The organism is Nocardioides sp. Z30_9, from assembly GCF_058215735.1.
Genome location: NZ_JBZAJF010000003.1, coordinates 111,713 through 137,920 on the forward strand (window position 1 = coordinate 111,713; position 26,208 = coordinate 137,920).

At 71.1% G+C, this 26,208-nt stretch carries 18 protein-coding genes and 1 pseudogene; 13 read left to right on the forward strand and 6 right to left on the reverse strand.

Translation table 11 applies throughout. The annotated features are described in order from the left end of the window. Positions 1-144 precede the first annotated feature (144 nt). Together AC4BGB_RS19065 and AC4BGB_RS19070 are read left to right on the forward strand one after the other, a co-directional pair. Positions 145-1,851 (forward strand): MmpA family trehalose lipid delivery protein, encoded by a 1,707-nt coding sequence (locus AC4BGB_RS19065; RefSeq protein ID WP_490548567.1) that lies wholly within the window; start codon positions 145-147, stop codon positions 1,849-1,851. Positions 1,852-1,899: 48 nt separating this feature from the next. Further along, a complete protein-coding gene (locus AC4BGB_RS19070; protein WP_490548568.1) occupies positions 1,900-2,064 on the forward strand; it encodes a hypothetical protein in 165 nt (54 codons plus the stop codon). A gap of 110 nt (positions 2,065-2,174) precedes the next feature. Here AC4BGB_RS19070 and AC4BGB_RS19075 read toward each other — a convergent pair whose 3' ends face one another. After that, positions 2,175-3,347: a glycosyltransferase family 4 protein gene (locus AC4BGB_RS19075; RefSeq protein ID WP_490548569.1), complete on the reverse strand. Its 1,173-nt coding sequence runs from the start codon at positions 3,345-3,347 to the stop codon at positions 2,175-2,177. Positions 3,348-3,457: 110 nt separating this feature from the next. On the opposite strand from AC4BGB_RS19075, the gene AC4BGB_RS19080 reads away from it, so the two are divergent. Beyond that, positions 3,458-4,264, forward strand: coding sequence for a class I SAM-dependent methyltransferase (locus tag AC4BGB_RS19080; protein WP_490548570.1), 807 nt, complete (start codon positions 3,458-3,460; stop codon positions 4,262-4,264). 19 nt (positions 4,265-4,283) lie between these two features. Here the strand turns inward: AC4BGB_RS19080 and AC4BGB_RS19085 are convergent, their stop codons facing one another. Next, positions 4,284-5,003, reverse strand: a complete 720-nt coding sequence (locus AC4BGB_RS19085) for a class I SAM-dependent methyltransferase (RefSeq protein ID WP_490548571.1) — start codon at positions 5,001-5,003, stop codon at positions 4,284-4,286. 95 nt (positions 5,004-5,098) lie between these two features. Between AC4BGB_RS19085 and AC4BGB_RS19090 the strand changes: the two genes are divergently transcribed. From AC4BGB_RS19090 to AC4BGB_RS19100, 3 genes are read left to right on the forward strand one after another with little or no spacing between them, the layout of a single operon-like run. Beyond that, a complete protein-coding gene (locus AC4BGB_RS19090) occupies positions 5,099-9,169 on the forward strand; it encodes an alpha-(1->3)-arabinofuranosyltransferase domain-containing protein (protein ID WP_490548572.1) in 4,071 nt (1,356 codons plus the stop codon). 10 nt (positions 9,170-9,179) lie between these two features. Further along, on the forward strand, positions 9,180-11,051 hold the full coding sequence (locus AC4BGB_RS19095) for a hypothetical protein (RefSeq protein WP_490548573.1): 1,872 nt from the start codon (positions 9,180-9,182) through the stop codon (positions 11,049-11,051). Between the two features lie 34 nt (positions 11,052-11,085). Beyond that, positions 11,086-11,796: an O-methyltransferase gene (locus AC4BGB_RS19100; protein WP_490548574.1), complete on the forward strand. Its 711-nt coding sequence runs from the start codon at positions 11,086-11,088 to the stop codon at positions 11,794-11,796. On the opposite strand, the gene AC4BGB_RS19105 is transcribed toward AC4BGB_RS19100, so the two are convergent. Continuing rightward, positions 11,705-12,655: a lysylphosphatidylglycerol synthase domain-containing protein gene (locus AC4BGB_RS19105; RefSeq protein ID WP_490548575.1), complete on the reverse strand. Its 951-nt coding sequence runs from the start codon at positions 12,653-12,655 to the stop codon at positions 11,705-11,707. The two genes, AC4BGB_RS19100 and AC4BGB_RS19105, sit on opposite strands and share 92 nt — an antisense overlap. 56 nt (positions 12,656-12,711) lie before the next feature. Beyond that, positions 12,712-13,719, reverse strand: a complete 1,008-nt coding sequence (locus tag AC4BGB_RS19110; RefSeq protein WP_490548576.1) for a glycosyltransferase family 2 protein — start codon at positions 13,717-13,719, stop codon at positions 12,712-12,714. Positions 13,720-13,884: 165 nt separating this feature from the next. On the opposite strand from AC4BGB_RS19110, the gene AC4BGB_RS19115 reads away from it, so the two are divergent. Beyond that, entirely contained in the window at positions 13,885-14,637 is a 753-nt protein-coding gene (locus tag AC4BGB_RS19115) for a class I SAM-dependent methyltransferase (protein ID WP_490548577.1), read from the forward strand. Further along, positions 14,634-17,828: pseudogene (locus AC4BGB_RS19120) on the forward strand (DUF3367 domain-containing protein); the annotation flags it as partial. The gene AC4BGB_RS19115 and the pseudogene AC4BGB_RS19120, both read left to right, overlap by 4 nt. Before the next feature lie 836 nt (positions 17,829-18,664). Here AC4BGB_RS19120 and AC4BGB_RS19125 read toward each other — a convergent pair. Then, positions 18,665-19,936 (reverse strand): acyltransferase family protein, encoded by a 1,272-nt coding sequence (locus AC4BGB_RS19125; protein WP_490548578.1) that lies wholly within the window; start codon positions 19,934-19,936, stop codon positions 18,665-18,667. 213 nt (positions 19,937-20,149) lie between these two features. Between AC4BGB_RS19125 and AC4BGB_RS19130 the strand changes: the two genes are divergently transcribed. Next, positions 20,150-21,085, forward strand: a complete 936-nt coding sequence (locus AC4BGB_RS19130; protein WP_490548579.1) for a PorA family protein — start codon at positions 20,150-20,152, stop codon at positions 21,083-21,085. 76 nt (positions 21,086-21,161) lie between these two features. Here the strand turns inward: AC4BGB_RS19130 and AC4BGB_RS19135 are convergent, their stop codons facing one another. Continuing rightward, on the reverse strand, positions 21,162-21,965 hold the full coding sequence (locus tag AC4BGB_RS19135; RefSeq protein ID WP_490548580.1) for a class I SAM-dependent methyltransferase: 804 nt from the start codon (positions 21,963-21,965) through the stop codon (positions 21,162-21,164). Positions 21,966-22,118: 153 nt separating this feature from the next. Between AC4BGB_RS19135 and AC4BGB_RS19140 the strand changes: the two genes are divergently transcribed. From AC4BGB_RS19140 to AC4BGB_RS19155, 4 genes are read left to right on the forward strand one after another with little or no spacing between them, the layout of a single operon-like run. After that, on the forward strand, positions 22,119-23,249 hold the full coding sequence (locus AC4BGB_RS19140; protein WP_490548581.1) for an ABC transporter substrate-binding protein: 1,131 nt from the start codon (positions 22,119-22,121) through the stop codon (positions 23,247-23,249). Between the two features lie 8 nt (positions 23,250-23,257). Further along, positions 23,258-24,130, forward strand: a complete 873-nt coding sequence (locus AC4BGB_RS19145) for an ABC transporter permease (protein WP_490548582.1) — start codon at positions 23,258-23,260, stop codon at positions 24,128-24,130. Next, entirely contained in the window at positions 24,127-24,999 is an 873-nt protein-coding gene (locus AC4BGB_RS19150) for an ABC transporter permease (protein WP_490548583.1), read from the forward strand. Before AC4BGB_RS19145 ends, AC4BGB_RS19150 begins: the two co-directional genes overlap by 4 nt. Further along, positions 24,996-26,078, forward strand: coding sequence for an ABC transporter ATP-binding protein (locus tag AC4BGB_RS19155; RefSeq protein WP_490548584.1), 1,083 nt, complete (start codon positions 24,996-24,998; stop codon positions 26,076-26,078). The genes AC4BGB_RS19150 and AC4BGB_RS19155 overlap by 4 nt, the downstream gene beginning before the upstream one ends. Positions 26,079-26,208: the final 130 nt, after the last annotated feature.

Consider the following 26,208-nt stretch of genomic DNA (forward strand, 5'->3'; position numbering starts at 1 on the left):
GATGAATCCTACGGGGACCCCGGTGCCGCAGGCCGACGGCGGGAGAGTGGTTGGATCGTGTCGACCGCGAGCGAGGTACCCCGGTAGAGCGCGCCTCGAGACGGCCGCGGAGACGACCCGGTAGTGCAGGACGAGGAGGCAGGTGTGGCCCACTGGCGCCGCCTGCTGCTCTGGTCCTGGGCACTCGTCCTGGCCCTGCTGATGCTCGGCCCGGCCCTCGCGCCGGGCTACGTGCTCAGCTACGACATGGTCTGGGTGCCGGACCTGGCGCTGCGCCCCGACTTCCTGGGGGTGGGGTCGGGACTGCCGCGTGCGGTGCCCTCCGACGCGGTCGTCGCGGTCCTCGACGAGGTGGTCCCCGGCATGCTGCTGCAGAAGCTGATGCTGCTGGGGGTGCTCGTGCTCGGCGGGATCGGCGCGGCCCGGATCACCGCACCCCGGTCGCTGCCCGCCCAGTTGGTGGCAATCACGATCTACCAGTGGAACCCGTTCGTGGCCGAGCGGCTGCTGATCGGGCACTGGCCGGTGCTGATCACCTACGCGGCGCTGCCCTGGCTGATCGAGGGGGCACGGACCTGGCGCGAGTCAGGCAGGCTGCCGACGAGGCTGTGGTTCCTGCTCCCACTGGCGAGCCTGAGTGCGAGCGCCGGCCTGGTGGCGGCGGTGGCGCTGGTGGCGTTCGCGCTGACGCGTGCGGGCCGGCGGGTCGGTGCGATCGTCGCCCTGCTGGCCGCTGCCAACGCGCCCTGGATCGTCTCGGGCCTGCTGCACGCCTCCAGCGCGCTCACGGACCCCGACGGCGCCCGGTTCTTCGCGCTGCGCGGTGAGGGATCGCTGCCCGCCCCGCTGGCCGCGTTGGGGCTCGGGGGCATCTGGAACGCGGACGTGGTCCCGGACTCCCGCACGGGCACGCTCGCCTGGGTGGCGCTGGTGTTCGTGGTCGCGCTCGTCGCCCTCGGCATCGGCGAATGGGCGCGTCGTACGGGCCGTCGCGACGTCGTCGCGTTTGCGTGCTGCTGGGGGATCGGGTGGGGGATCGGCGTACTCACCTGGGCGCTCCCGGACCAGACCGCCTGGCTGGTCGCCAACGTGCCCGGAGCGGGACTGGTGCGCGACGGCGGCCGGCTCCTCGCCCTGTGCGCACCGCTGCTCGCGGTCGCCGCGGGGTACGGCGCCGCCCGACTGTGCTCGCGGCTGGTGCCGGCGGCCCGCCCTTCCATCGTGCTGGCGCTGGTGCTGGTGCCGCTGGCGACCATGCCCGACGCCGCCTTCGGTCTCTCCGGCCGGCTCTCCGCGGTGGACTACCCGCAGGACCACGCCCGTGCCCGGGCGACGATCGCCTCGGCGGCCGAGGAGGCCCGGGCCAAGGGAGAGAGCGGTGACGTGCTGCTGCTGCCGCTGAGCAGCTATCGGCAGCCGGCCTGGAACGACGGCCACAAGGTGCTCGACCCGCTGGGCCGCTACCTCACACCCGACTTCCTCGCCGGTGACGACCTCTACGTCTCGGGCCGCAGGATCGCGGGGGAGGACCCCCGGGCTCGCGCGGCCGCCCGAGCACTGGCCCGACCGACCCCGGAGCAGCGCGCCGCGCGACTACGCACGCTGGGGATCGGGTTCGTGGTCACCGACAGGTCCGCGGGCGCCTCGCCGGAGGTCGCCGGCCGCAGCCTGTTCAGCGGCGCGGAGCTGGAGGTCCAGGAGCTTCGCGGCGCTCCCGAGGTGGCGACGCCACGGACCTGGCCGTGGCTGATGGGTGCGGCGTGGCTGGCGTTCTGCGTCCCGCTGCTCGCGGGGCTGGCCATGGCGATTCGACGCGTGTGGAATCGGTCTCGCGTGGCTAGGTACAAATGACAATCCCGCTGTTACAGTTCAGCCCGAGTCCAGGGAGGGTCTTGAATCGTGGGAACAACATCAATCATCGCCACCATCGGCAGCCTGTGCGCGGGTGGCGCCGTCGCAGCCGTGACCATCGTGAGCCTGATCACCGCGCAGACCAGTCCCGGTGACCAGTCGCCGACCGACGTGACGCAGCCGGTGAACATCGACTACGGGAACACCAACTGAGCTGACGGCGGTCCCGGCGTGCGGGGACGACCAGACTTCTCACCGATGACCCGGCCCCCTGGGCCGGGTCATTCGCATGTCCGGGATGTTCTCCTGGGCCGGTCATCGGCTCAGGTGGCAGCCGGGACCTCGGGGTCCTCCACACAGACGCGACGTCCGGCCAGGACCTCGGCGAGGACCTGCGCGAACGAGGCCTGCGAGTGCTCCCAGGCGAACGATCGCGACATCTCGTAGGCCCCGTCGCCGAGCCGTTCCCGGCGGTCCGCGTCCTCGACCAGCTCACTGGCCGCGCGGGTGAGCTCGGCCTGGTCGGCGACGAGGAGTCCCGAGTGGCCGTGCGCCACCGACTCGGTGGTTCCGCCCGCTGACGCATAGGCAACGGTCGGCACGCGGTGGGAGCCGGCCTCCCCGATGACCAGGCCCCAGCCCTCCTTGATGGACGGCAGCAGCATCAGCCACGACCTCGCGAGGATCTCGTGCTTGCGCCTCTCGGAGACCTGGCCCTCGAAGGTGACGAGGTCCCCGGCCCCCACCTCCGCGGCGTACTTGCGCAGGTCGTCCTCCCACCACCCGCTCCCCACGACGGAGAGCCGGACGTCGGGGTGGTTCGCCCGCAGTGCTACGACGGCGTCGATCGCGTGCTCCACCTGCTTGTGCGGCACCAGCCTGCCGACGACGACGAGGGCAGGGGTGGGGCTGCGCACCTCGTCGACGGGTGGCGCCGCGGCCGTCCCGTTGTGCACGATCGCGATCCGCTTCTTGTCCACTCCAAGGGTCACGAGCTCGGACCTGGTGGCGCGGGACACCGCGATGTACTGGGACCTTCGGTAGAGCCTGGGCGCCAGCGTGCGCTCGATCCACCAGCCGATCTTGCCCATGAGGCCGGGGAAGACGACCGGCCACTGCTCCCGGTGCACGTGGTGGACCAGGACGACCACCGGCTTGCGCGTCGCGATGCGGGTGAAGAAGGGAAGGCCGTTCTGGACGTCCACGATGACGTCGACCTTCCCGAAGCGGCGCAGGAGCAGGTTCCAGACGCCCTTGACGTAGACGTCGAGGTGGTTGCCGCGACGTACGTAGCGGACTCCGTCGACGACCTCGTCCGCGGGAGCCTGGTCGTGGGCTGCACAGAAGATCGTGACGCGTGCGCCCTGCTCCACGAGTCCGCGGGCCATCGTCTCGGTGTATCGCTCCGAACCGCCGCCCTCCGGGTTGGCGGTGTCGCGCCAGTTGAAGATCACGACGTGGCGATCACGGACTGGCGCGGGACTCTGTCCCTGCATGGAAGCGGATGCTACCGGTGATTCGTCGCTCTTGCCCCGAACGCGCGGGGAGTCGGCATCCAGGCTGGTGCGGGCGCGGCGGCCGGGTCTGCGGCTGCCATACTCCCGCCATGTCGTGGGCCGCGAAGTGGAAGCTGTTTCGTGAACGCCGACTCGAGGTCCCCGTGCCCGAGGACGCACTGGTCCTCGACGTCGGCAGCGGCGACAAGCCGTCCTGGCGCGCCGACGTGCTGCTGGACCGGTACGCCGGCGCCGAGTTCGCGGCCCAGCGCTCCGGGCGGAAGCACGCGCGGGTGAGCCGCCCACTCTTCGATGCGGACGCCGCGGACATGCCGTTCGCCGACGGTGTCTTCGACTATGCGATCTGCTCCAACCTGCTCGAGCACGTCACCGACCCGGAGGCCGTCGTACGAGAGCTCCAGCGCGTGGCCCGAGCGGGGTACATCGAGGTCCCCGAGGCAGCGAGCGCGAAGATCGTGGACTTCCCCAGCCACCTGTGGTGGTGCCGCCTGGAGGAGGGCCCCGAGGGGCCCACCCTGGTCTTCACGGCCAAGGACGCGCCGTACTTCGACGCGGAGATCGATGCCTACATCGACCGGGCCGGTGTCCGCCGCTCCCTGGACGCAGTGCTGAACAGCAAGTTCGACCATCGCGTGATCCAGCTGCACTGGTCGCGGTCGATCCGGGTGCGCGTCGAGGGTGAGCTGGCACCGGAGTTCGCGGCCGAGGCGATGCGTGCCGAGGGGCACCGCCGCGGCTGGGAGGCAGTGGCCGTCCAGGGGGTGACCTCGGTGCTGACCTGGCGGACCCGGCGGCGCAGGCGTGACCAGCGGATCCGGTTCAACGCGGTGGTGAAGCCCGACTACCACCGCGCCGACGACCCGATCCTCGAGCGCCGGATCTACCACCTGCCGTAGTGGGGCGAAGCCTGCTCGCTCAGTACGGGTCGTACGGACTCCGGTGGCCGAACAGTCGCGCGGCCACGGGGCGGAGCCTGAGCCGGAGCAGCACCTTGATCACGACGTTGCGCAGCCACCACGGCAGCTCCGCGACGATCCTCATCCTGTCCGCGCGGGTCGGCTTGCCGACCCGGAAGAGCGCCAAGGACCCCTCCCTGCGCTCGTAGACCAACGTGCGCGAGGGCAGCACGTGGGCGAGGATCCCGAGCGTGACGCCGATGGAGGAGTAGCAGTCGTGGATCAGCACGGGGGATCCCGGGGGCATGTGCCTCGCCCACTCGAGATCGTCGGAGAGCGTCCAGTAGTCGTGCTTGCCGTCGATGTAGAGGTAGTCGATCGGACGGGTCCAGCCGGGCCGTGCCCGGGTGCTGTACTCCGCGACCAGCTCCACGATGTCCCCGAGCCCGGCGCGTGCGATGTTGCTCTCGAAGAGGTCCCGAGTCCGGGACCCGCCGAAGAGGCGGCCTTCGACGAAGGGGTCGATAGCGACGACCGTGCCGCCGTGTTCCCGGACCCGCGCGGCCAGGATCACCGTGGACCGGCCCTGATGGCTGCCGATCTCGACCACCAGCGGCTCGTCCGGGAGATCGTCGGCGCTGTCCCACAGCAGCTGTGCCTGGGCCCGCGTCAGCCAGCCCGAGACCTCGGACGCGTGCTCCCACACCTCGGTGAACGGGGCGGTCGCGGGCAGCGGCATGAAGGGCATTCCTCAGGTGTGGTGGCCGGATCGGGGTGCCGGGGCAGCATATAGACTCCGCGCGCAGGGTGGGGACCTACAGGGAGGCAGGCCCAGTGTCGGACGACGCGTCTGTCCTGGGGCGACTGGGCGCGCGCGCACGAACCGCGCGACACACGCTGGCCTCGCTCGCCGTCGTGATCGCGACGCTGGCGCTCAACCTGGTCCAGCAACCCGGACGCATCACCTTCGACACCAAGCTCGACCTCCAGTTCGATCCCGGCGGGTTCATGCACCGCAGCCTGAGCCTGTGGAACGGCGACTCGGCCGCCGGTGGGCTGCAGAACCAAGCTTCGGGTTACCTGTTCCCGATGGGGCCCTTCTTCTGGGTCGGCGACCTGCTCGGCGTGCCGATGTGGGTCTGGGAACGCCTCTGGTCTGCCCTGGTGATGCTGCTGGCCTACGAGGGTGCCCGCCGCCTGGCGGCTCGCTGGCCGGGCATCGGCGCCACGGGGGCGATCTTCGCCGGCCTCACCTACATGCTCGCGCCGCGGGTCCTGACCACCGTGGGCGGGCTCAGTGGCGAGACCCTCCCGGCTGCGGTGCTGCCCTGGACGGTCCTGCCCCTGGTGCTCTACCTCCGAGGCCGGCGACGTGCGTGGGTGGCGTTCGTGTTCTCGGCGGCGACGATCCCCTTCATGGGAGGGCAGAACGCGACCCTGGTCGTGGCGTGCCTGGTGTTCCCGGCTCTGCTGCTCGCCCTCGGCGCCGGAAGAACCCTCGCTCGACGGCTCCGTGACCTGGTGGGATGGGGAGCCCTGGTCGGGGCGGCCTCACTGTGGTGGGTGGTCCCGCTGCTCCTGCTCGGCTCCTACGCGCCAGCGTTCCTCGACTTCATCGAGTCGGCGCAGAACACCGCCGGACCCATCGGCTGGCTCTCCGCGCTGCGCGGCACGAGTCATTGGGTGGCCTTCTTCCCGGACGGCGGGACGCTCGGTTGGACCGGCGGCTACGAGCTGGCGTCCTCGTCATGGGTGCTGGTCACGAGCGTGCTGGTCGCCGCTCTCGGGCTGGTGGGCCTGCTCCGGGGGGAGCTGTGGCAGCGACGGGTGCTCGTGTGGTCGGTGCTCGCCGGGCTCGCGATCCTCACGGCCGGAAGCGGCGGGTGGGCAGGGTCGCTGTTCTCGGACGCCTGGCTCCACGCCCTCGACACCGTCCTGGCACCACTGCGCAACATCCACAAGTTCGACCCCCTGGTGCGCCTCCCGCTGGCACTTGGACTCGGTGCCCTGGTTACCCAGGGGCTGCCCCGCCTGTGGCGGTCCTCCCCGTGGCGCGGGCCGGCGCGGGTGGCCGCCGTGAGCGTGGTCACGGCACTGGTGGTCACGGCCGCCGGACCGGCGATCACCGGCTCGATGCGGACCGATGACGGCTTCGCCGACCTGCCGCAGAGCTGGCGCGAGGCCGTGGCCCACATCGAGGACCAGGGCCGGACCACGCGCACCCTGGTGCTCCCAGGCCCCACGTTCCCCCTGCAGTCGTGGGGGCGGACCATCGACGAGCCGATCCAGGTGCTGGAGCCAGCGCCGTGGACGTCCCGAGCGCAGCTCTCGGTCGCACCCGCCAGCACCGTGCGCCTCCTGGAGTCTCTCGAGGCATCCATGTCCGAGGCTCGGCCCCAGGATCGTGTGGCGGAAGTCCTCCGCAGCATGCGGATCACCCATGTAATCGTGCGGCACGACCTCTCTTCGGACCAGACGGATGCCGGGGAGGCAGGGTCGGTCCGAAGCGCGATCACCCACGTGCCCGGGGTCCGGGTCTCCGGCACGTTCGGCGAGCGCGACGACGGGGGGCCCGCGATCGAGGTCTACGAGCTCGCACAGCAGGGCGACCCGCGCGTCGAGCTGCAGGACTGGGACCGGCGCGTCGTGGTCTCCGGTGGTCCCGAGGTGGTGCCCGGTGTACGGGCGGCCGGGCTCGCCGGCGAGCAGCAGGCGGTGGTTCTGGCCGCCGACGGCCAGCGACCCGATGTCGTCACCGACAGTCTGCGCAGGGTGGAGCGCAGTTTCGGCAGGTCTCACGAGGCCGGCTCGGGGGTGATGACGGCGCGTGACCGGTACCGGGTGGACCGGCCGGCGCACGACTACGTCGACGAGGCGGTGCCGGAGGACCGGACGGTAGCCCGGTACGAGGGGGCCGCCAGCATCGTGGCCTCGAGCTCCGCCGGGTACGCCGACGTCTTCGGCGCCGTGCGACCCGAGGAACATCCCTACTCGGCGTTCGACCGGTCCATCTACACCGCCTGGGCGAGCGCCCCGTTCTCCCGCCCTCGGGGTCAGTGGATCGAGGTCGACTTCGAACGGCCCACGACGGTGGATGACGTGTCGCTCACCTTCGACACCGTCGGCGGCAGCTCGGTGACGTCGGTACGGGTTGCCACCGATGACCGGTCGGAGGTCGCCGAGGTGCGAGCGGACGGGACCCTGCCGAACCTTCGGCTCGGCGACGACTCGGCCACCCGGCTCCGCGTCACCGTCCTGGATGCGGCGTCCGACACCGGGCAGGTCCGGCTGGCCGACGTACGCATCGCCGGGCACGACATCACCCGGTCGCTGGTGCTGCCGGGAGCGATGTCGTCGAGGACCGCCGTGCTCGCCTCGAGCGAGGCCCCGCGGCGGGCCTGCTCGGTCGCCGCCGACGACGGGAGGGTCAGGTGCGGCTCCGGCCGGCAGGTTCAGACCTCCGAGACGCCCGGGTTCGACCGCGACATCACGGTGAGCGAGGCGGGCACGTGGCGTGTCGGCGGCAGCGCGATCGCCACCAACGGACCCGACCTGGACAGGCTCTTCGCGCCGCTGGGGGACGACCTCGTGCGGGTCACGGGGACCTCGACGTTCGCCGGGGACCCTGCCGTCACGGCCGCCGGCGCAGTCGATGGCCTCTCCGAGACCGGATGGACCTCTGCCCCGGGGGACCTGAGGGCCGGGTTGCAGCTGAGGTGGGGGCCTCGTCGCACGGTCACCGGGGTGATGGCGACGACGTCGTCGGGCAACCCGGGTCGGCTGCCGGAGGCGCTGCTGGTCGACGGTGGCCCGGGAACAGGGAAACCGCAGGTGGTGGCGACCACCGGCCCCGAGGCGGGGGAGATGCGCCCGGTGCGCACCCGCCAGCTCCTGGTGAGCGCCGTCGGGGGCGCCGGGCCCGAAGGAGTCGGCATCTCCGAGCTGGACGTGACCGGGATCGGGGACCTCGTGCACCGCCCGGACCTCGACGGCCCGACCGGCGCCGCCTGCGGCTTCGGTCCGACCGTCGAGGTCGCCGGGCAGACGGTCCAGACCCGACTGGCGGGAACCCTGCGCGCCGTGCGGTCGGGCGCCGAGCTCGAGGTCGTCCCGTGTGGGGACCAGAACGTGACGTTGCCTGCCGGGACCCACCGGATCCGCGTCACGAACCCCGCCGGCTTCGCGATGACGAGCCTGGTCCTCGCGCCGCCGTCCACGACCGTCGCGGCCCCGATCAGGCAGCCGCAGGTTCTCTCGTGGTCGGCCACGAAGCGGCGCGTGGACGTCTCCGTGGACTCCCCGTCCCTCCTGGGGCTCGGGGAGAGCTTCAACCGCGGCTGGACCGCGAGCGTGTCGGGGGTCGAGCTGGACCCGGTCGTCTCGGACGGGTGGCGTCAAGGCTTCGTGGTGCCAGCGGGCACGACGGGCGTGGTGGAGCTGTCCTATGCACCCCAGACCGGTTTCCGCGTGGCCGTGGTCGGTGGGCTGGTCCTGGCCGGCGGGCTCGTCGTCCTCGCGATCCTGCTGCTGGCACAGGCTCGGCGCGGAGGACGCCGGGCCCAGGTGCTGGATCACGGGCCCCTCGACGGCCCGGAGGAGCGGCCGCTGGGGAGGGTCGCCCAGCTGGTGACGCTGCTGGCGATGGCGGTGGTGTCCCTCCCGCTTGCCGCAGGTGGTGTCCTCGGACACCTGACCCGGGGCCGCGGCGTGCGAGAGGTGTCGGGCGCGTGCATCGCGGCGCTGGCCATCGCCGTCCTGATCGCGATCCCCGGTTCGGCCGTCGTACCCCCCGAAGGGTCCGCTGTGCTCGCGGCCCTGGTCGTGGGACTCGTGTGCGGACGGGTGCTGTCAGGCTCCGAGGGCGCGTCAGCAGGGTCGCCCGGTTCGGGCGGGTTCGTGGGATAGCCTGCGCGCCATGTCGAGCACCACGACTCGCGTCTCCGAGGAGTCCGTAGAGCGAACGCCACCGCACGTCTCTGTGACGCTCTCGCGAGAACAGCTGGCCCTGTCGGCCATCGTGGTCGGTCAGGCGACGTGGCTCGGCTTCATCATGCTGCGCGGCTGGTACAGCGCAGCGGACCTGCCGAACCTGGCCTACGCCAATGGCCGTGGCCTCAGCTGGGACTACCTGACCAGCACGCTCGGGGGTCACTTCGGTGCTGCCCAGCGGCTCGTGTACTGGCTCCTGAACAGGGTGGTCCCGCTCGAGTGGTGGTTCACCGTGCTGATCCGGCTCGCGTTCCAGGCACTCACCACCGTGCTCCTGTGGCGACTCCTCCGCACACTCGTGGGTGCGCGACCCTGGCTCTGGGTGGTGCTGGTGGGCTACGCGTTCAGTCCCTACCTGGTGCCGGGCATGGCAGCCCTCAACAGCGGCCTCGGACTGGGCATCGGACAAGCGTGCCTCGTCGGCGCCCTGCTCGCTCAGGTGCGGTACACCCGAGAACGCCGCTTGGTGGACGCCGTGGTCGTCGCGGTCCTGACCCTGATCATGCTCGCGTTCGCCCAGCAGTCGCTGCCGATGGTCGTCCTCCTGCCGCTCCTCTCCTTCGTGTTCCTGCAGCAGGGGCCGTGGCGCGACCGCGTACGGGGCGGGCTCAGCCTGTGGCGGGGGTGGCTCGTCCTCGCGGTTGCCGGCGCGGTGTTCGCGACGTTGTACCTGGCCGGTGACTACAACAGTCCGGACTCGGACTTCTCGATCGGCGACGGCCTCTGGCTCGCGGGACAGGGGTGGCTGGTCATCCTCGGTCCGGCGCTCGTGGGAGGCCCGTGGCAGTACTACTCCTTTCCTCATCAGTGGAGCCTGTACGCCGAGCCACCGCTGTTCCTGCTGGTCCTCGGGCAGGTGGCGCTCCTGGGCCTGATCGCGCTCAGCGTGCGGCGAACCGGCCGGTTGGCGCTGGTCGCGTGGCTGATCCCCGTGTGGACCGCCATGGGAAGCCTGGTGCTCGTGGGATCCGGTCGCTGGTGGCTGGGGGAAGTGCTGCCCAGCATCCTGCGGTACAGCTACTACGTCCCGCTCGCGCTCGCTCTCGGGATCGCGCTCGCGTTCGGGGCGAAGCCCCCCAGCGAGCCGGCGAGGACGGGCTCCCGAGCCGCCGGCCGGTGGTTCGACGAGCGCCGACGACAGGCGCTGGTCAGCGGGGCCGTGGTCCTGCTCCTGGTGTCCTGTGCCCTGTCCACGGTGAGGTTCGCCGAGCGGTTCTGGCAGAACCCGGCGCGGGACTACACCGCGAACGTCCTGCGGAACGCTGAAGAGCGCGGTCCCAGCGTGCAGCTCTACGACACGCTGCTTCCGGAGGCCATCGTTCCCTACATCTCCGAGATGTTCCTCTCCGATCTGCTGGGCCTGGGGGGCGCGTCGGCGGACTTCGACGGCCCGTCGAAGGACAGGTTGACGGTCGACGGATCCGGCCAGTTCGTGAATGCCAAGTTCCTGTCGGTGGCTGACTACAAGAGCCCACGCATCCAGGGCTGCGGCATCTTCGTCAGGGGGGAGGGGACCACTCGCATCCCGCTCGCCGAGGTGAACAGGGCGAAGGAGTGGTTCCTGCAGCTCGAGCTCTACCAGCCCCGAGCGAATCGGGTGACCATGTCGGTGCTCGACAAGGACGGGGAGGAGCTGGCCGTGACCAGCGGCTCACCCAAGCTGGAGCTGAAGGGGACGCTCGTCCAGCTGCATCGCCGTCTCGACACGGGCATCCCGGCGGTGATCGAGCTCGAGTCGAGCGACCCCGAGACCAACTTCTGCCTGGTGCACACCTACGTCGGCGTCCCCGTGCCCTGAGCAGTGACGATCGGCCAACCACTACGCTTCGCGCATGCGGTCCCTCGCGACGATGAAGAGCGTGTACGCCGGATCCGCCCGGGGAGTACGCCGCACGCTGGACCGCCTCGGGCTCGACGCCGAGGCACCTCCGCTGGACCGGCGCTGGCGGCACTGGGCACACAGCCTGACGCTCGTGCACGACTCGCAGGCGATGGCCGAGCTCGACGTGCCGTGGTGGACCTACCGCGCGATCACGACGGTGGAGGAGTGGCTTGCCACCCGCTCGGCCCCGGCGAGGGTCTTCGAGTACGGCTCGGGCGCCAGCACGGTGTGGCTGGCCCGCCGCAGCGGACAGGTGCACAGCGTCGAGCACCATGCCGGGTTCGCCGAGCTGATGTCCTCTGCACTGGCCGGTCACCCGAACGCGTCCGTGCGCGTGGTCGAGCCGGTGCCGAGTGCCGACCCGTCCGTGCCCTCGCGCAAGGAGGGCCACGAGGGGCTGGACTTCGCCCGGTACGTCGCTGCCATCGACGAGGTGCCCGGGTCGTTCGACCTCGTGGTCATCGACGGCCGTGCTCGAGAGGCGTGCCTGGCCGCCGCGGTGGGCAGGCTGGCTGCCGACGGGCTCATCGTGTTCGACAACAGCCGTCGGCGACGCTACCGGGACGCGATCACACGCTCTGGTCTCGTCGAGCAGGTGTGCGCCGGTCTGACGCCGACCCTGCCGTACCCCGAGCAGACCTCTCTGCTCTCGCGCCCCTGAGGCCCCGCAGGCCCCGCAGTCCGAGACTCGCCGCAGCGAGTGCGACGTCGGCGAGAACGAGCAGCACCCGTGAGGCGAGGGCAACGGTCACCGCGGCGTCAGCGCCCACCACTGGTCCCAGGGTCAGGACGAGGACCCCTTCCCGGACCCCGGCCCCCGCCGGGGCCGGTATGAACGCCAGTCCCGCCGCCCACGCCAGGCCGATCCCCCCGACCGCCACTGCGGCGTCGAGCGGATCGAGGCGGCCGTAGGCGCTCATCAGTGCGAGCAGGTGGGCTCCGAGCAGCACCCAGGCCAGCACGGCCCACGAGCCGGCGCGAACCAGGCCGCTGGTGGAGATCCGTGCGTCGAGCCGCTCGCGCCCGGACCACAGCGCGAGCCGGTCGAGGAGAAGGCTCACGATCCGCGGGTGGAGCAGGGCCACGAGCGGGGGGAGCAGCACGAGGAGCCACCAGTACCTGCCCAGCCCGTCGGGGCTGGACCAGGGCAGCAGCACCGCCCCGACAACGATCCCGGTGACGGTCAGCATCGTGAGCAGCAGGATGCTCGCCGCGAGCATCACCCTGCGAGGTGCTCCCCAACGCGCACCGAGACTCACCTGGGCCACCACCGGCCACACCGAGCCGGGGACGTACTTGCCGAGCTGGCTGGTGTAGAAGACGGTGGCGGCGTCACGGGTGCCGACCTGCACCCCGAACCCGCGCAGCAGCGCCAGCCAGGTGCGCTCCATGCACATGCTCCCGGCGATGGCCAGGATGGCTGCGAGGCCCACCCGTGCCGGGCTCAGCTGTCGGGCGGCTGTCGCCAGGTCACCGCTCTCCCTGGCCAGCAGGTAGCCGCAACCCACGACGACCAGCATCGCGAGCAGTACTCGCAACAGCCGGCGGCGCGGCCACGCTGCCCGACGGTCCTCGCTCAGGGTCTGGCCGCTCGGTCGCGCGCGAGTGCTGTCTCCGGCGGGGGGAGGTCCACCCCCGGGTAGGGGACGCGGAAGCGGTTGCGCTTGGTGTGCTCGAGGTTGTCCTCGATCAGCTCGCGGTTGGTGCGGATCAGGTCGGAGATCACCCCGAGCATCACACTCATGAAGGCGAGGATCAGCAGCAGCGCCCCGAGGAGCAGCGACTGGAGGTGGCCGTCCTCCCGGTCGCGCAGCCACAGCACGCCGTACCGCACGAAGGGGATCATCCCCAGCAGGCCGAAGACTCCGGTGAGCCAGGCGAACAGCACGTACGGCTTGTACATCATGTAGGACCGGACGATCGCCGCCATCGACTTCGCCACGTGCTCCGGTGTCGAGCGGAACAGTCGTGACTCGCGGGACTTGGCGTTGGTCGTGACCGGGACGCTGTCGATCTTCAGGCGCTTGTTGCCCGCCTGGATGATCGTCTCCATGCAGTAGCTGAACCGGGTGAACGTGTTCAGCACCATCAGGCTCTCCCGCGAGTACGCCCGGAAGCCGCTGGCGGCGTCGGGGAGCTCGGTGCCCGCTGCCCGGTTGACCACGGCGCTCCCCACCCGCTGGAGCAGCTTCTTGACCGGTGAGAAGTGATCGATCAGGTGCGTCTGGCGATCGGCGATCACGAGGTCTGCCCGGCCCTCCACGATGGGGCGGACGAGATCGGGGATGCGCTCCTGGGGGTACTGGTTGTCGCCGTCGGTGTTGACGAGGATGTCCGCGCCCAGCTCCAGCGAGCGCACGACGCCGTCCCTGAACGACCGGCCCAGGCCCTGCGTGCGAGCGTGGTGGACGAAATGGGTGACGCCGTGCTCCCGCGCCACGGCCACCGTGCGGTCGGTGCAGCCGTCGTCGATGACGAGGATCTCGATCTCGTCGATGCCCGGCACCTCGCGCGGGATCGTGGCGAGGACGGACGGAAGCGTCTCCTCCTCGTTCAAACAGGGGATCTGGACGATCAGCTTCACTGGGCCCTCGTTGTTCGTCGCTGTCGGGACGCGTAGGGGGCCACGCTAGCCCGTGCGGCGCCGGCAGGTGAGGTTTGGTGGGGCTCACGCGCGCTGTTGTCGACGCGCCAGGTGACCGGCCGTGGGGACCCCGCGGCCGGAGTCGGCATCGGCTAGAGTCGCCGGGTGCCAGAGCCGCTCACTCGGAAACCGCAGCCCTGGGCGCCCACGCTCCGCCGTTCCGTGCGGCTCTTCCGCGCGTTCCGCGTCGAGCAGACCCAGCCCGAGGTGTTCTACGGCGCGCTCGCCGAGGATGCGGTCGGCCACGTCAGCCAGTACACCGATCTGCCGGGGAGCCGGATGCTCGACGTCGGAGGTGGCCCCGGCTACTTCCGCGGTGCCTTCGAGGAGGCGGGAGCCACGTACTTCGCCCTCGACGCCGACGTCGGCGAGCTGTCCGGCCTGGGGGAGATCGCCTCCGGCACCGTGATCGGCAGCGGCATGCAGCTCCCGTTCGCCGACGGCGCCTTCGATGTCTGCTACTCCTCCAACGTGCTCGAGCACGTCCCCGACCCGTGGCGGATGGCCGAGGAGATGGTCCGGGTCACCAGGCCCGGTGGCGTGACGTTCGTGTCGTACACCGTCTGGTACGGCCCCTGGGGCGGGCATGAGACCGCGCCCTGGCACTTCCTCGGCGGCATGCGCGCCCGGGAGCGCTACCGCCGCCGGCACGGGCGGGAGCCGAAGAACCGCTTCGGCGAGTCCTTGTTCCCGGTCACGGTCAAGGCGGGGGCGGACTGGGCACGCCGGCAGACGGAGGCCGAGGTGCTGGACGTGATCCCGCGCTACAACCCTCGGTTCGCCCGGTGGCTGACCCGGCTCCCGGTCCTGCGTGAGCTGGTCACCTGGAACCTGGTCATCGTGCTCCAGAGGCGATGATCGACCCCACCACCGCACCGGATCGAGTCACCTGGCGCTTCCGGCTGGCGGCGTGCTGTCTCGTCCTCGTCGCGGTGGCGTTCTCGCAGCGACCCGGCCGGATCGTAGGTGACACCAAGCTCGACCTGGTCGTGAACCCGGCCGGTCTGCTGGCCCGGTCGCTGCACCTGTGGGACCCCCAGGGCGGGTTCGGCCAGGTCCAGAACCAGGCCTACGGCTACCTGTTCCCGATGGGACCGTTCTTCTGGCTCGGTGACGTGCTGTCCGTGCCCGGGTGGGCGGTCCAGCGGCTGTGGTGGTCCCTGCTGCTCGTGGTGGCCTTCCTCGGCGTGGTCAAGCTGGCCGGGGTCCTGGGCCTGGGCTCGCCCACGAGTCGCCTCATCGCCGGGTTCGTCTACGCGCTGTCGCCGCGGATCCTGACCCTGCTCGGACCGATCTCCATCGAGGCCTGGCCGAGTGCGGTCGCCCCCTGGGTGCTGGTCCCGCTCGTCATCGGGTCGCAGAGAGGGTCCCCGAGGACAGCTGCCCTGCTCTCCGCCCTGGCAGTGGCCGCTGTCGGCGGTGTGAACGCAGCAGCCACGTTCGCGGTGATCCCGCTCGGTGTGCTGTGGCTGCTGACCCGGACGCCTGGTCCCCGCCGACACTCGATGATGACCTGGTGGCCGGTGTTCGTGCTGGTGGGAACCGCCTGGTGGCTGGTGCCGCTCCTGCTGCTCGGCCGTTACAGCCCGCCGTTCCTCGACTACATCGAGACGGCTTCCGTGACCACGTTCCCCACCACGCTCTTCGACGCCCTTCGCGGCACCTCCCACTGGGTGCCCTACGTCGACGGGACCTGGCAGGCGGGCAACGACCTCGTCTCGACCAGCTATCTCGCGCTCAACAGTGGGGTGCTCCTGCTGTTCGGGATCGCCGGCCTGACCCTGGCGAGGAACCCGCACCGCCGGTTCCTCGTCGTGTCGACCTTCGTCGGGCTGCTGATGGTGACCGCAGGCCACGGTGGTGCGCTCCAGGGTTGGTTCAGCGACGCGGAGCGCAGCGCGCTCGACGGGGTGCTGGCCCCCCTGCGCAACGTGCACAAGTTCGACCTCGTGATCCGGTTGCCGCTCGTGCTGGGCCTCGCCCACCTCGTCTCGGTGATGGCAACCAGGGCCTCGGAAGCCGTCCGGGAACGGGGCACCCGGCGCAGGTGGGCCGGGCTCGTCGGCGAGCGGTTGGTCTACGCGAACGTGCTGCTGCTGTGCGTGGTCTCCGCGGTCGGGGTCGCCGGTCCGGCGCTGTCCGGCCGGTTGGGTGCAGCCAACGACTTCGAGTCGATCCCCGGTTACTGGGCGCGTACGGCGGACTGGCTGGCCGAGAACTCGAAGGATGCCACCGCCGTGCTCGTGCCCGGGTCCAGCTTCGGCTACTACCTCTGGGGCGACCCCGACGACGAGCCGCTCCAGCCGCTCGCCGGCTCGCCCTGGGCCGTGCGTAACGCCGTACCCCTCGCCCCGGCCGGCAACATCCGGATGCTCGACGCCATCGAGGCCCAGCTGAGCTCCGGACGGCCCTCGACCGGACTGGTCGGCTACCTGCGCCGGGCGGGGATCGGCCACCTCGTCGTCCGCAACGACCTCCGACCGAGTGAAGCACCGGCACCGGTGCTCGTGCACCAGGCACTCGACGGTTCCCCCGGGATCCGGCCAGTGGCCAGGTTCGGTCCGCGGGTGGGCACCCAGGCCCGCCTCGACGGCAAGCTGCGCGACACGGTGGTCAACGACGGGTGGACCGGTCGGCACCCCGCCGTGGAGATCTACGAGGTGGACGGCGCGGAGAAGGCCGTCGTGGCCTCCCGGTCTCCTCTCGTCGTGGGAGGCCCGGAGGACCTCCTCGGGCTGATCGAGTCGGACCTGATCGGGGACGAGCCCGCCGTGCTGGCGGTCGATGCCACCGAGGGAGCCGACCACGAGGGACTCGTCCTCACCGATGGTCTGCGTCGTCGGGAGGCCAACTTCGCACGCATCCAGAACGGGAAGTCGGCCACCCTCGAGGGCGATGACGAGGGGCGCCGGGGGGCGCCGGCGCGGGACTACACCATGGACGACGGCCGGTGGGAGACCAGGGCCCGGATCCTGGGGGCAGGGGAGGTGTCCGCGTCGTCCTCCCGGGCCTTCGCCGACACTCCTGACGCCGTGCTGCCGGAGACGCTGCCGTTCGCCGCCTTCGACGGCCTGCTCGACACCGCGTGGGAATCCGGCGATCCGGGCGCGCGCCGTCCCTGGATCGGGATCCGGCTCGAGCGCCCCCGCAGCGTGCCGAGCATCGTGGTCGTCCTCGGCGGAGAGCCCGGTGACGAGGACGCCGCTGCGCGTCTGCGCGTGGAGACGGACCGCGGGTCGAGCAAGCCGGTGGTGGCGCTGCCCGGTCAGGCCGTGACGATCCAGCTCCCGCCCGGGAGGACCTCGAGCATCAAGGTCGCCAGTGCGGAGCCGGCGGGAAGCCACCTGTCCGTCGCCGAGATCCAGGTCCCCGGGGTCGACGTGGACAGGACCCTGGAGCTCCCGCGGGTGCCCGCCCGCTGGGGGGCTCCCGACTCCATCCTGCTGTCCGCCACCTCCGGTTGGCGTGACGCCTGCGTGAACGTCGGGGTGGACGTGCGGTGCGGGGTCGGGCGCGGTCGCGTGGGGGAGGAGCCGGGAGCCCTCGACCGCACCCTGCGGCTCGGCGTCGGCGCGTCCTACGAGATCTCCGCGAAGGCTGCCCCGGTGGACGGGGCCGCTCTCCAGGGGCTGATCCAGCGTGACCAGCTGGTGAACGTGCGGGCGTCGTCGACCGCGGTCGACGACGCCCGCGCGTCCGCTGTGGCCGCCATCGACGGCGACTCTGGAACGACCTGGATCGCCGATGCCGACGACGATCGCCCGACCCTGTCGGTCCAGTGGCTGGCCGAGCGGACGGTCCGTTCGGTCCAGGTGAAGCTGGACCGCCAGGCGGCGGCGTCACGGGCGACGCGCCTCGAGCTGGTGTACCCCGGGGGAAGCCAGATCGTCGACCTCGACGAGACCGGGACCGCCCGAGTGGAGCCGTTCCGGGCCACGCGCGTCGACATAGGTCTGACCAAGGTCGAGAAGACCAGGAACCTGCGCGCCGACGGCAGCCGGGAGCGCGTCGGCGTGGGTGTCAGTGAGCTTCGGCTCGGGGGGACCGGCCTACTGCCGATCACCCTTTCCGAGACGCCCGTCGACGTCGGCTGTGCGTACGGCCCGACGTTGCGGGTGGGCGACGACCTCTATCCGACAACGGTGACCGCCTCACCCCGCCAGCTGTTCGAGGGCGGGATGCTGCCCGCGACCGTGTGTGGCCCGCCCCGGATCGAGGTCCCGTCGGGGTCGACCCGGGTGGTGCTCGCTCCGGCGCCGGCCTTCCGCGGCGTACGGGTGGTCATGCGGACGCGGACGCCTCCGGCGGCGGCCGTTTCCTCGCTCTCCCTCTCCGGTGCGTCGCCGGTGGAGCGCGAGCTCGTGGTGCCGTCGGGGGAGAAACCGCGGATCGCCGCCGTACGCGAGAACCAGAGCACCGGATGGGGCGCCGCGGTGAAGGGGGAGGGCACTGCTACCCGGGTGACCGTGGACGGCTGGCAGCAGGGCTGGCGGCTCGACGGGCAGGTGGACCGGGTGGAGCTCTCGTTCGCGCCCGACCGGCTCTACCGGGCCTCGCTCGCCCTCGGCGGCGTGCTGCTGGCGTTGCTGGCGGCGGCCGGTTGGTGGCTCAGGCGACGTCCCGGGTCCCAGCCGCCGCTCGGAGCGCGACGGATTCCTCCGTGGGTCCTGGCCGGCGGCGGCTTGCTGGCGCTCGGCGTGATGGCCGGCTGGTGGGCACTCGCGTGTGGCGCTGCCGCCGTGGGAGCGACCGCGCTGCTCAGGCGCCGCGTGCACCCCGACCTCGTCTCCTGGGTGAGCGGACTGCTCGTTGCGACCGCGGCAGTCTTCTACTGGCAACGCCCGCTGGGCTCACTCGAGGGATGGGCGGGCGTCCTGAGCGCACCTCAGCTGCTGGTTGCCGCGGCGCTGGGGCTGCTGGTGTCCACCGACCTGCCCCTCCGGGGACCGGGAAGGTCCTTGAGCCGCATCGCCGGTCGTTCCACGAGCCGGTACAGCGCCTCGGACACCAGGAGGCTGATCACCAAGGTGAGGGCGAAGAGCTCGAAGGTCCGCCCCTCGAAGAGCGCCATGCCGCGGCCCCGGGCCACCAGCTCGAGGATGACGAGATGGACGCAGAAGAGGCCGTAGGAGAGGTGCCCCAGGTGCCGTAGCGGGCGCAGGGACAGCACGCGCACGAACCGTCCCGACGCAGGGGCGAAGACGCACGGCAGGATCAGCAGTCCGGCCGTCGCGGCGTAGAGCAGGTTCTTGGTCACGGCCTCGCCCAGGCTCGGGGCGGTGAGCGAGGACGGGCCTGCCAACGGAGTCGCGGAGATGGCGAACAGCGCCAGGGCCGCGGTCCAGCAGACACCGGGCGAACGCCCCATCACCTGCAGCAGTGGCGCCAACCTGCCCAGGTCGTCGCCGGGATCGCCGCCGTCGTCGCTTCTCCGGCCGGCCTGCCGGACGCGCACGTGGCAGGCAGCGAGGACGAGTCCCACCGCGAACCACGTCAGGTACGACGGCACCCACAGCGCGGCCAGAGGGCTGACGACCTCCAGGCGCTCGGCCAGGTCCAGCAGCCACACCGCGTTCAGCAACACCAGCAGCACGGCGACGGTGCCCGTCCTGCCCGCGGACGGGCGGCCGTCGCGCCGCCGGGACAGGGTCGCCCACATGATTACCGGCAGGAGCACGTAGAAGGCCCCCTCGGTGGCGAGGCTCCACGTCTGGGTGAGACCGTCCGGCAGCCGGTCGTCGAGGTAGATGTTGGTCATCGTCAGCGTCCGTAGCCACAGCCCGGGGGAGGCCTCGTCGTTGCCGGGGAGCAGCAGCAGGGCGCCCGTGGCCGCCAACAGGTAGACCGGCATGATCCGCAGCGCACGTCGCCACAGGTACCGCCCCGTCGAGGGCGCCGGTGCGCCACGCGCGTGGCGTTCCAGCCAGGACCGGGAGAGCAGGAAACCGGAGAGCACGAAGAAGATCGCGACGCCGATGTCCAGGCGCGCAAGCGCCGTGCCGAAGCGCGACTGGCTGTAGGCGCCGCCCCAGAACGAGGCGTGCGTCGCCACGACCGCGATGGCCGCGACCGCACGCATCGTGTCCAGGGCGGGCAGTGTCGTCAGGGCCCCGGTGTCGCGTGACGTCGTCTCCTCGGCGGCGACGGGCGCGGTCATGGTGCGAGCGCTGGCGTACGACGGGACACGGACCGACTATGACATGCGCCGTCCCGTCGGGCCGCCACTGCCGCCCGGACCCGTGGCCCCCACGGACCGGTAGCCCGCGATCGGCAGCTGGACCACTGATCGAAGACGACGCCCCAAGGTCTCACCATCTGAGTGCTTCGTGCGCTACGGTGCGGCGACGATCGTTCTGGGAGGGACACTTACATGCGCAAATTGATTCCGGTGCTGTTCGCTTTGGGCGGCTTCTTGCTGGTCGCCGGGCTGATCGCGGCCCTGTGGGCACCGGGGATGGTCAAGAAGACCCCCCTCGACGTCAGCACGACCACCAAGCTCAGCGGCCAGGCCGAAAAGCTGAACACCGCGACCGGGGAGCTCGAGAGCAACCCCGTCAAGGCCACCAACGAGACCAAGACGGACTCGAAGATCTCCGACGACAAGGTGGTGGCCTGGGCCAACAGCTCCTGCCTGGTCATCGACCGCGACGACCCGCCTGCGTGCGTCGACGGCACCGACGACCGGCTGATCTCCGCCGACACCGACGTGTTCGCCACCGACCGCGAGACCGCGCTGGCGGTCAACGACGGCAAGTACCTGCCTGCGGACGCGAGCGAGCACAAGGGCCTCATGAACAAGTGGCCCTTCGACGCCGAGAAGAAGACCTACCCGTACTGGGACGGCACGGCCGGCAAGGCCGTCGACGCCGAGTACGTGCGCTCGGTCAGCATCCGCGGCATCGAGACCTACCTCTACCGGGTCGAGATCAAGGATGCGCCCATCGAGATCGGTGAGGGGATCAACGGCACCTACGACGACGTCAAGGAGATCTACGTCGAACCGCGGACCGGCTCGATCCTGAACCAGACCGACGACCAGCAGCGCTACCTCGACGACGGCGACAAGGTCCTCGACCTGCAGCTCGCGTTCACCGACGCCCAGACCAAGACGAACGCGGACGACGCGAAGGCCAACATCTCGCGCCTGAACCTGATCACCAGGACGATCCCGATCGTCGGCATCACCGGCGGCCTGATCTGCCTGATCGGCGCCGGCGTGCTGCTGCTCCTGAGCGGCCGCCGCTCCTCGGGCGCGGACGACGACGCACCGCGCCGCAAGCAGAAGGTCGGCGCACACCAGGGCTGATCCGGGGTTCCGACCCCGACACGACACGAGCCGCTGCCCGACCGGTCACCCGGTCCGGCAGCGGCTCTGTCGTTGCTCAGGCGGAGAGCCTGGAGACGAAGATCGCGGACCCGGGTGTCAGCATGCCCCGGACCCGGCTCCAGCCGCCCCAGGTGCGGTCGTGGTCGGCCGGCCACTCCGGCTCGTGCAGGTCGGTGAGCACGAACCCGTTGCGCGACAGGGTGCCCACCCAGTCGCCCAGGGTCCGGTGGTGCTCCACGTAGCGCGTCGCACCGGTCTGGTCGTCGACCTCGACGTAGGGGGTGCGGTCCCAGTAGGAGTGCGCGGCGACCAGCCCCTCCTCGCCGGGGTCGTCGGGGAACATCCACCGCGTCGGATGGGTGACGGAGAAGGCGAAGACCCCGCCCGGCCGCAGCACCCGGGCGACGTCGGCGACCAGGGCCGGCGCGTCCGCGACGAACTGGAGCGCGCCGAAGGCGGAGAAGACCACGTCGAAGGTCAGGTCCCCGAAGGGCAGCTGTGCGGCGGTCGCGCACACCGCGGGTACGGCGACCCCGTGCTCCTCGTCGATGCGCCGGCCGTGCTGGAGCTGGCGCATGGAGACGTCGATGCCGACTGGCAGCCCGCCGTGGGCGAGCACCCAGCGGGAGCACTGGCCGGCGCCGCAGCCGATCTCGAGCACCGCCTTGCCGCTGACCTCACCGAGCGCGTGCACCGTGTCCTCGCGCACCCCCTCGGGCCCCCACAGGAAGCCGGCGTCGCCGAGGTACTCGCCGTGGGTGGCCTGGTACTCGTCGGCGTAGGCATCCCAGTCGGCGCGGTTGGCGAGCAACGACTCTGCCTCGTCGACGGGGCGTCGTTCGGGGCGGACTCCAGACACAGTCGAAGGCTAGTCCACACCCGACGCGCAACACTTGGAAGGGGCGCGCTTGCCCGACTCGGGCCCCCTCGCAGGGTTACCTTCATCAAAGCGTCGCCCCGGGGCCACCGCCACGACACCGTGGCGCTCCCGCTCACTGGAAGGTTCGCCGCCATGAAGAGACCACACAAGCTTCTTGCCACATCGCTCGCGCTCGCAGTCGCCGCCTCGCTCGCGGCGTGCTCGCCGCCGGAGAAGGACAACGACAGCTCCACCACCAAGTCCGGGGGCAAGGCGTCGGAGGCGACCTCGGCCGCGGACTTCGGTGGCATGGACGAGCTCGTCAAGGCGGCCGAGAAGGAGGGCAAGCTCAACGTCATCGCGCTGCCGCCGACCTGGGCCAACTACGGCGCGATCATCAAGAGGTTCCAGGAGAAGTACGACATCAAGATCACCTCCCAGCTCCCCGACGGGGCGAGCCAGGACGAGATCAACGCGGCAAACCAGCAGAAGGGCAAGAGCACGGCCCCCGACGTGTTCGACCTCGGCCAGTCCGTGGCCCTGGCCAACACCGAGATGTTCGCGCCGTACAAGGTCGAGGAGTTCGACTCGATCCCCGAGCAGTACAAGGACCCGGACGGCGCCTGGGTCAACGACTACGGCGGGTTCATGTCCATCGGCTACGACTCGAAGAAGGTCCCGGACCTGACCACGGTGGACGAGCTGCTCAAGCCCGACTTCAAGGGGAAGGTCGCGCTCAACGGCGACCCGACCCAGGCCGGCGCCGCGTTCTCCGGGGTGGTGATGGCGGCGCTGACCCAGGGCGGGTCCGCCGACGACATCAAGCCCGGCGTCGAGTTCTTCGAGAAGCTCAAGGCGGCCGGCAACTTCCTGCCGGTCGACCCGACGGCCGCGACGATCGAGTCGGGGCAGACCCCGGTCGTCATCGACTGGGACTACCTGAACGCGGCCGAGACCGCGAAGCTGCCCTCGTGGAAGGTGGTCGTGCCCGAGGGCGCCGCGGTCGCGGGCTACTACTTCCAGGCGATCAACAAGCTCGCTCCGAACCCGGCTGCCGCGCGCCTGTGGGAGGAGTTCCTCTACAGCGACGAGGGCCAGAACCTGTGGCTCGCCGGCGGGGCCCGTCCGGTCCGGGCCGAGCAGATGGTCAAGGACGGCACCATCGACAAGGAGGCCTACGAAGCGCTGCCGGTGGTCAAGGGTGAGCCCGTGATCGTCACCGAGGAGCAGAGCGCCAAGGCGACGAAGTACCTCACCGCCAACTGGGCCAAGGCAGTCGGCTGATCCGAGCGATGGCACGCAGTACCGCTGGGGGCGGCATCAGTCGCAGGGCTCGCGAGGCCCTGCCGTTGGTGCCGTTCCTGGCGTTCGTGTTCGTCTTCCTGCTGGTGCCCACGATCACCGTGGTGGTCGGCTCGGTCTACGACCAGGGCGTGTTCTCGACCGGGCGGATCGAGGCGCTGTTCACCGGCACCGCCCTCTCGGCGCTGTGGAAGAGCGTGCTGCTCTCCGGCACCACCGCGGTCCTCGGCGCCACCCTGGGGGCGGTGCTGGCCTGGCTGGTGGTGAGCAGCCCGCCGAGCTCGCTGTTCCGGCGCACGGTGGTCTCGATCTGCAGCGTGCTGGCCCAGTTCGGCGGGGTGATGCTGGCGTTCGCGTTCGTCGCCACCATCGGCCTCAACGGGGTGCTCACCCTGTGGGCCCAGGAGCACCTCGGGTGGAACCTCGCCGGCTCCGGCTGGCTGTACAGCCTGAGCGGGCTGATCCTGGTCTACACGTACTTCCAGATCCCGCTGATGGTGATCGTGTTCCTGCCGGCCCTCGAGGGGCTGCGCGAGCAGTGGCGCGAGGCCGCCGTCAGCCTGGGCGCGACCAGGTGGCAGTACTGGCGCGAGGTCGCGATTCCGCTGCTCACCCCGGCCTTCCTCGGCTCGGCACTGCTGCTGTTCGCCAACGCGTTCGCCGCCTACGCCACGGCGGCGGCGCTGGTCAGCCAGGGGAGCCCGATCCTGCCGCTGCTGATCCGCGCCGCGCTGACCAGCGAGGTGGTCCTCGGCCAGGCCGGGTTCGCCTATGCGCTGGCGCTGGAGATGATCGTGGTGGTCGCCGTGGTGATGGTGGCCTACAGCGCCCTGGTGCGGCGTACGTCGAGGTGGTTGCAGTGAGTCGCGCCCAAGGACGTGCCCGGACCCGCGACCGGGTGGTGCGGGTGGTCCTGCTCGCGCTGTTCGGGGTGTTCTTCCTGTTCCCGCTGGTCGCGATGGCCGACTTCAGCACCCGCAACCTCATCCAGGGCGGCCGGACCCTGGCCGCGTGGGAGAACCTCGTCCGCGACGACACGCTCTACTCCGCGATCACGATCTCGCTGGCCCTGGCCGCTCTCACGGTGGTCGGGATGCTGCTGATCCTGGTCCCGACGATGATCTGGGTGCGGCTGCGCGCGCCCTGGGCCAAGGGCATGGTCGACTTCTTGTGCCTGCTGCCACTGACGATCCCGGCGCTGGTGATCGTGGTCGGGATGCGCGGGGTCTACGAGTGGGTGACCTACTTCCTCGGCGAGTCCACGCTCACCTTGACCTTCGTGTACGTCGTGCTGGTGCTGCCCTACGCCAACCGCGCGATCGACGCTGCCCTGGCCTCGATCGACCTGGCGACGCTCACCGAGGCGGCGCGGTCGCTCGGCGCCGGCTGGACCACCACGATCCTGCGCGTCGTGGTCCCCAACATCTGGTCGGGGATCCTGTCCGCGGCGTTCATCTCGATCGCCGTCGTGCTGGGGGAGTACACCATCGCCTCGCTCAGCGGCTACCAGAACCTGCAGGTCGCGATCGTGCAGATCGGCAAGTCCGACGGGCCCACCTCGGTCGCGGCCTCGCTCGCCACGCTGCTGTTCGGCTTCGTCCTGCTCTCAGTGCTCGCCCTGCTGACCCGTCGCCGACGTCGCGGTGGCCGGCCCGGTGCCGGTCCCGGTGCCGACCCCGGGGACCCGGCCATGGCAGCACTCACCGCCCAGCAGCCCCAAGGAGCCCGATGACCTCGCCCAGCCCGGCCACCGCCACCGCGTCGACGCCAGGATCGAGCCTGGCGGTCGAGCTGAGGGACCTCACCCGGGTCTACGGCACCGTCCGTGCGCTGGACGGCTTCACCCTGGCGATCGAGCCGGGGGAGCTGGTGGCACTGCTCGGGCCGTCCGGCTGTGGGAAGACCACGGCGCTGCGGATCCTGGCGGGGCTCGACGAGGCCACCTCCGGCACGGTCCTGGTGGGTGGCAAGGACCTCACCGGGGTCTCGGCGAACAAGCGCGACATGGGCATGGTCTTCCAGGCCTACAGCCTGTTCCCGCACCTGACCGTGCTGGACAACGTCGCCTTCGGCCTCAAGCTGCGCGGCCAGGGCGGGGCCGAACGCCGCAGGCGGGCACAGGAGATGCTCGAGCTGGTCGGGCTGGCAGAGCACCGCGACAAGTACGCCAGCCAGCTCTCCGGCGGGCAGCAGCAGCGGGTGGCGCTGGCACGCGCGCTGGCGATCCGTCCCAGCGTGCTGCTGCTCGACGAGCCGCTCTCGGCGCTCGACGCCAAGGTGCGGGTCCAGCTGCGTGAGGAGATCCGGCGCGTGCAGACGGAGGTCGGTACGACGACGCTGTTCGTGACCCACGACCAGGAGGAGGCGCTCGCGGTCGCCGACCGGGTGGGGGTGATGAACCAGGGCCGGCTCGAGCAGCTCGCTGCCCCGGCGGACCTGTACACCCGTCCCGCGACCCCGTTCGTCGCCGGTTTCGTGGGGCTGAGCAACCGGGTCGCCGCGCGGGTGGACGGTGAGGTCGCCGAGCTGCTGGGCTCCCGGGTCGCGGTGCTGGAGGGCTCGATCACGTCCGGGAGCGGCGTCGCGATGCTGCGCCCCGAGGCGGTGACCGTGACCGCCGACCCCCAGGGGACGGACCGGGTGACCAGCGTGGAGTTCCTGGGGCCGTTCTCCCGGGTGCACCTGACCACTCGCGACGGGGTCGCGGTCGTTGCCCAGATGCCGAGCTCGCAGGCGCGTGCGTTCACCTCCGGTGACCCGGTCACCGTGGCCGCGGAGGCCTCCGGCGTACTCGTCGTCGAGGGGTCCTAGCTGGCGCCGGGGCGGCCGGGCGTGGGACGGGACCCGCTCGGTTGGACGCTCGATGGGGTGCGTGGATAGACTGTGCGATGCGCCAGAAGTCTGCCTGAGTCTCAGACGTAGCAGCCTCTCGCTCGCTGTC

Coding starts and splice junctions, on each gene's coding strand:
- AC4BGB_RS19075 (WP_490548569.1), bottom strand. CDS start 3,347: ATGCAGGGACAGAGTCCCGCGCCAGTCCGTGATCGCCACGTCGTGATC.
- AC4BGB_RS19080 (WP_490548570.1), top strand. CDS start 3,458: ATGTCGTGGGCCGCGAAGTGGAAGCTGTTTCGTGAACGCCGACTCGAG.
- AC4BGB_RS19085 (WP_490548571.1), bottom strand. CDS start 5,003: ATGCCGCTGCCCGCGACCGCCCCGTTCACCGAGGTGTGGGAGCACGCG.
- AC4BGB_RS19095 (WP_490548573.1), top strand. CDS start 9,180: ATGTCGAGCACCACGACTCGCGTCTCCGAGGAGTCCGTAGAGCGAACG.
- AC4BGB_RS19100 (WP_490548574.1), top strand. CDS start 11,086: ATGCGGTCCCTCGCGACGATGAAGAGCGTGTACGCCGGATCCGCCCGG.
- AC4BGB_RS19105 (WP_490548575.1), bottom strand. CDS start 12,655: ATGCTGGTCGTCGTGGGTTGCGGCTACCTGCTGGCCAGGGAGAGCGGT.
- AC4BGB_RS19125 (WP_490548578.1), bottom strand. CDS start 19,936: ATGACCGCGCCCGTCGCCGCCGAGGAGACGACGTCACGCGACACCGGG.
- AC4BGB_RS19130 (WP_490548579.1), top strand. CDS start 20,150: ATGCGCAAATTGATTCCGGTGCTGTTCGCTTTGGGCGGCTTCTTGCTG.
- AC4BGB_RS19140 (WP_490548581.1), top strand. CDS start 22,119: ATGAAGAGACCACACAAGCTTCTTGCCACATCGCTCGCGCTCGCAGTC.
- AC4BGB_RS19145 (WP_490548582.1), top strand. CDS start 23,258: ATGGCACGCAGTACCGCTGGGGGCGGCATCAGTCGCAGGGCTCGCGAG.
- AC4BGB_RS19155 (WP_490548584.1), top strand. CDS start 24,996: ATGACCTCGCCCAGCCCGGCCACCGCCACCGCGTCGACGCCAGGATCG.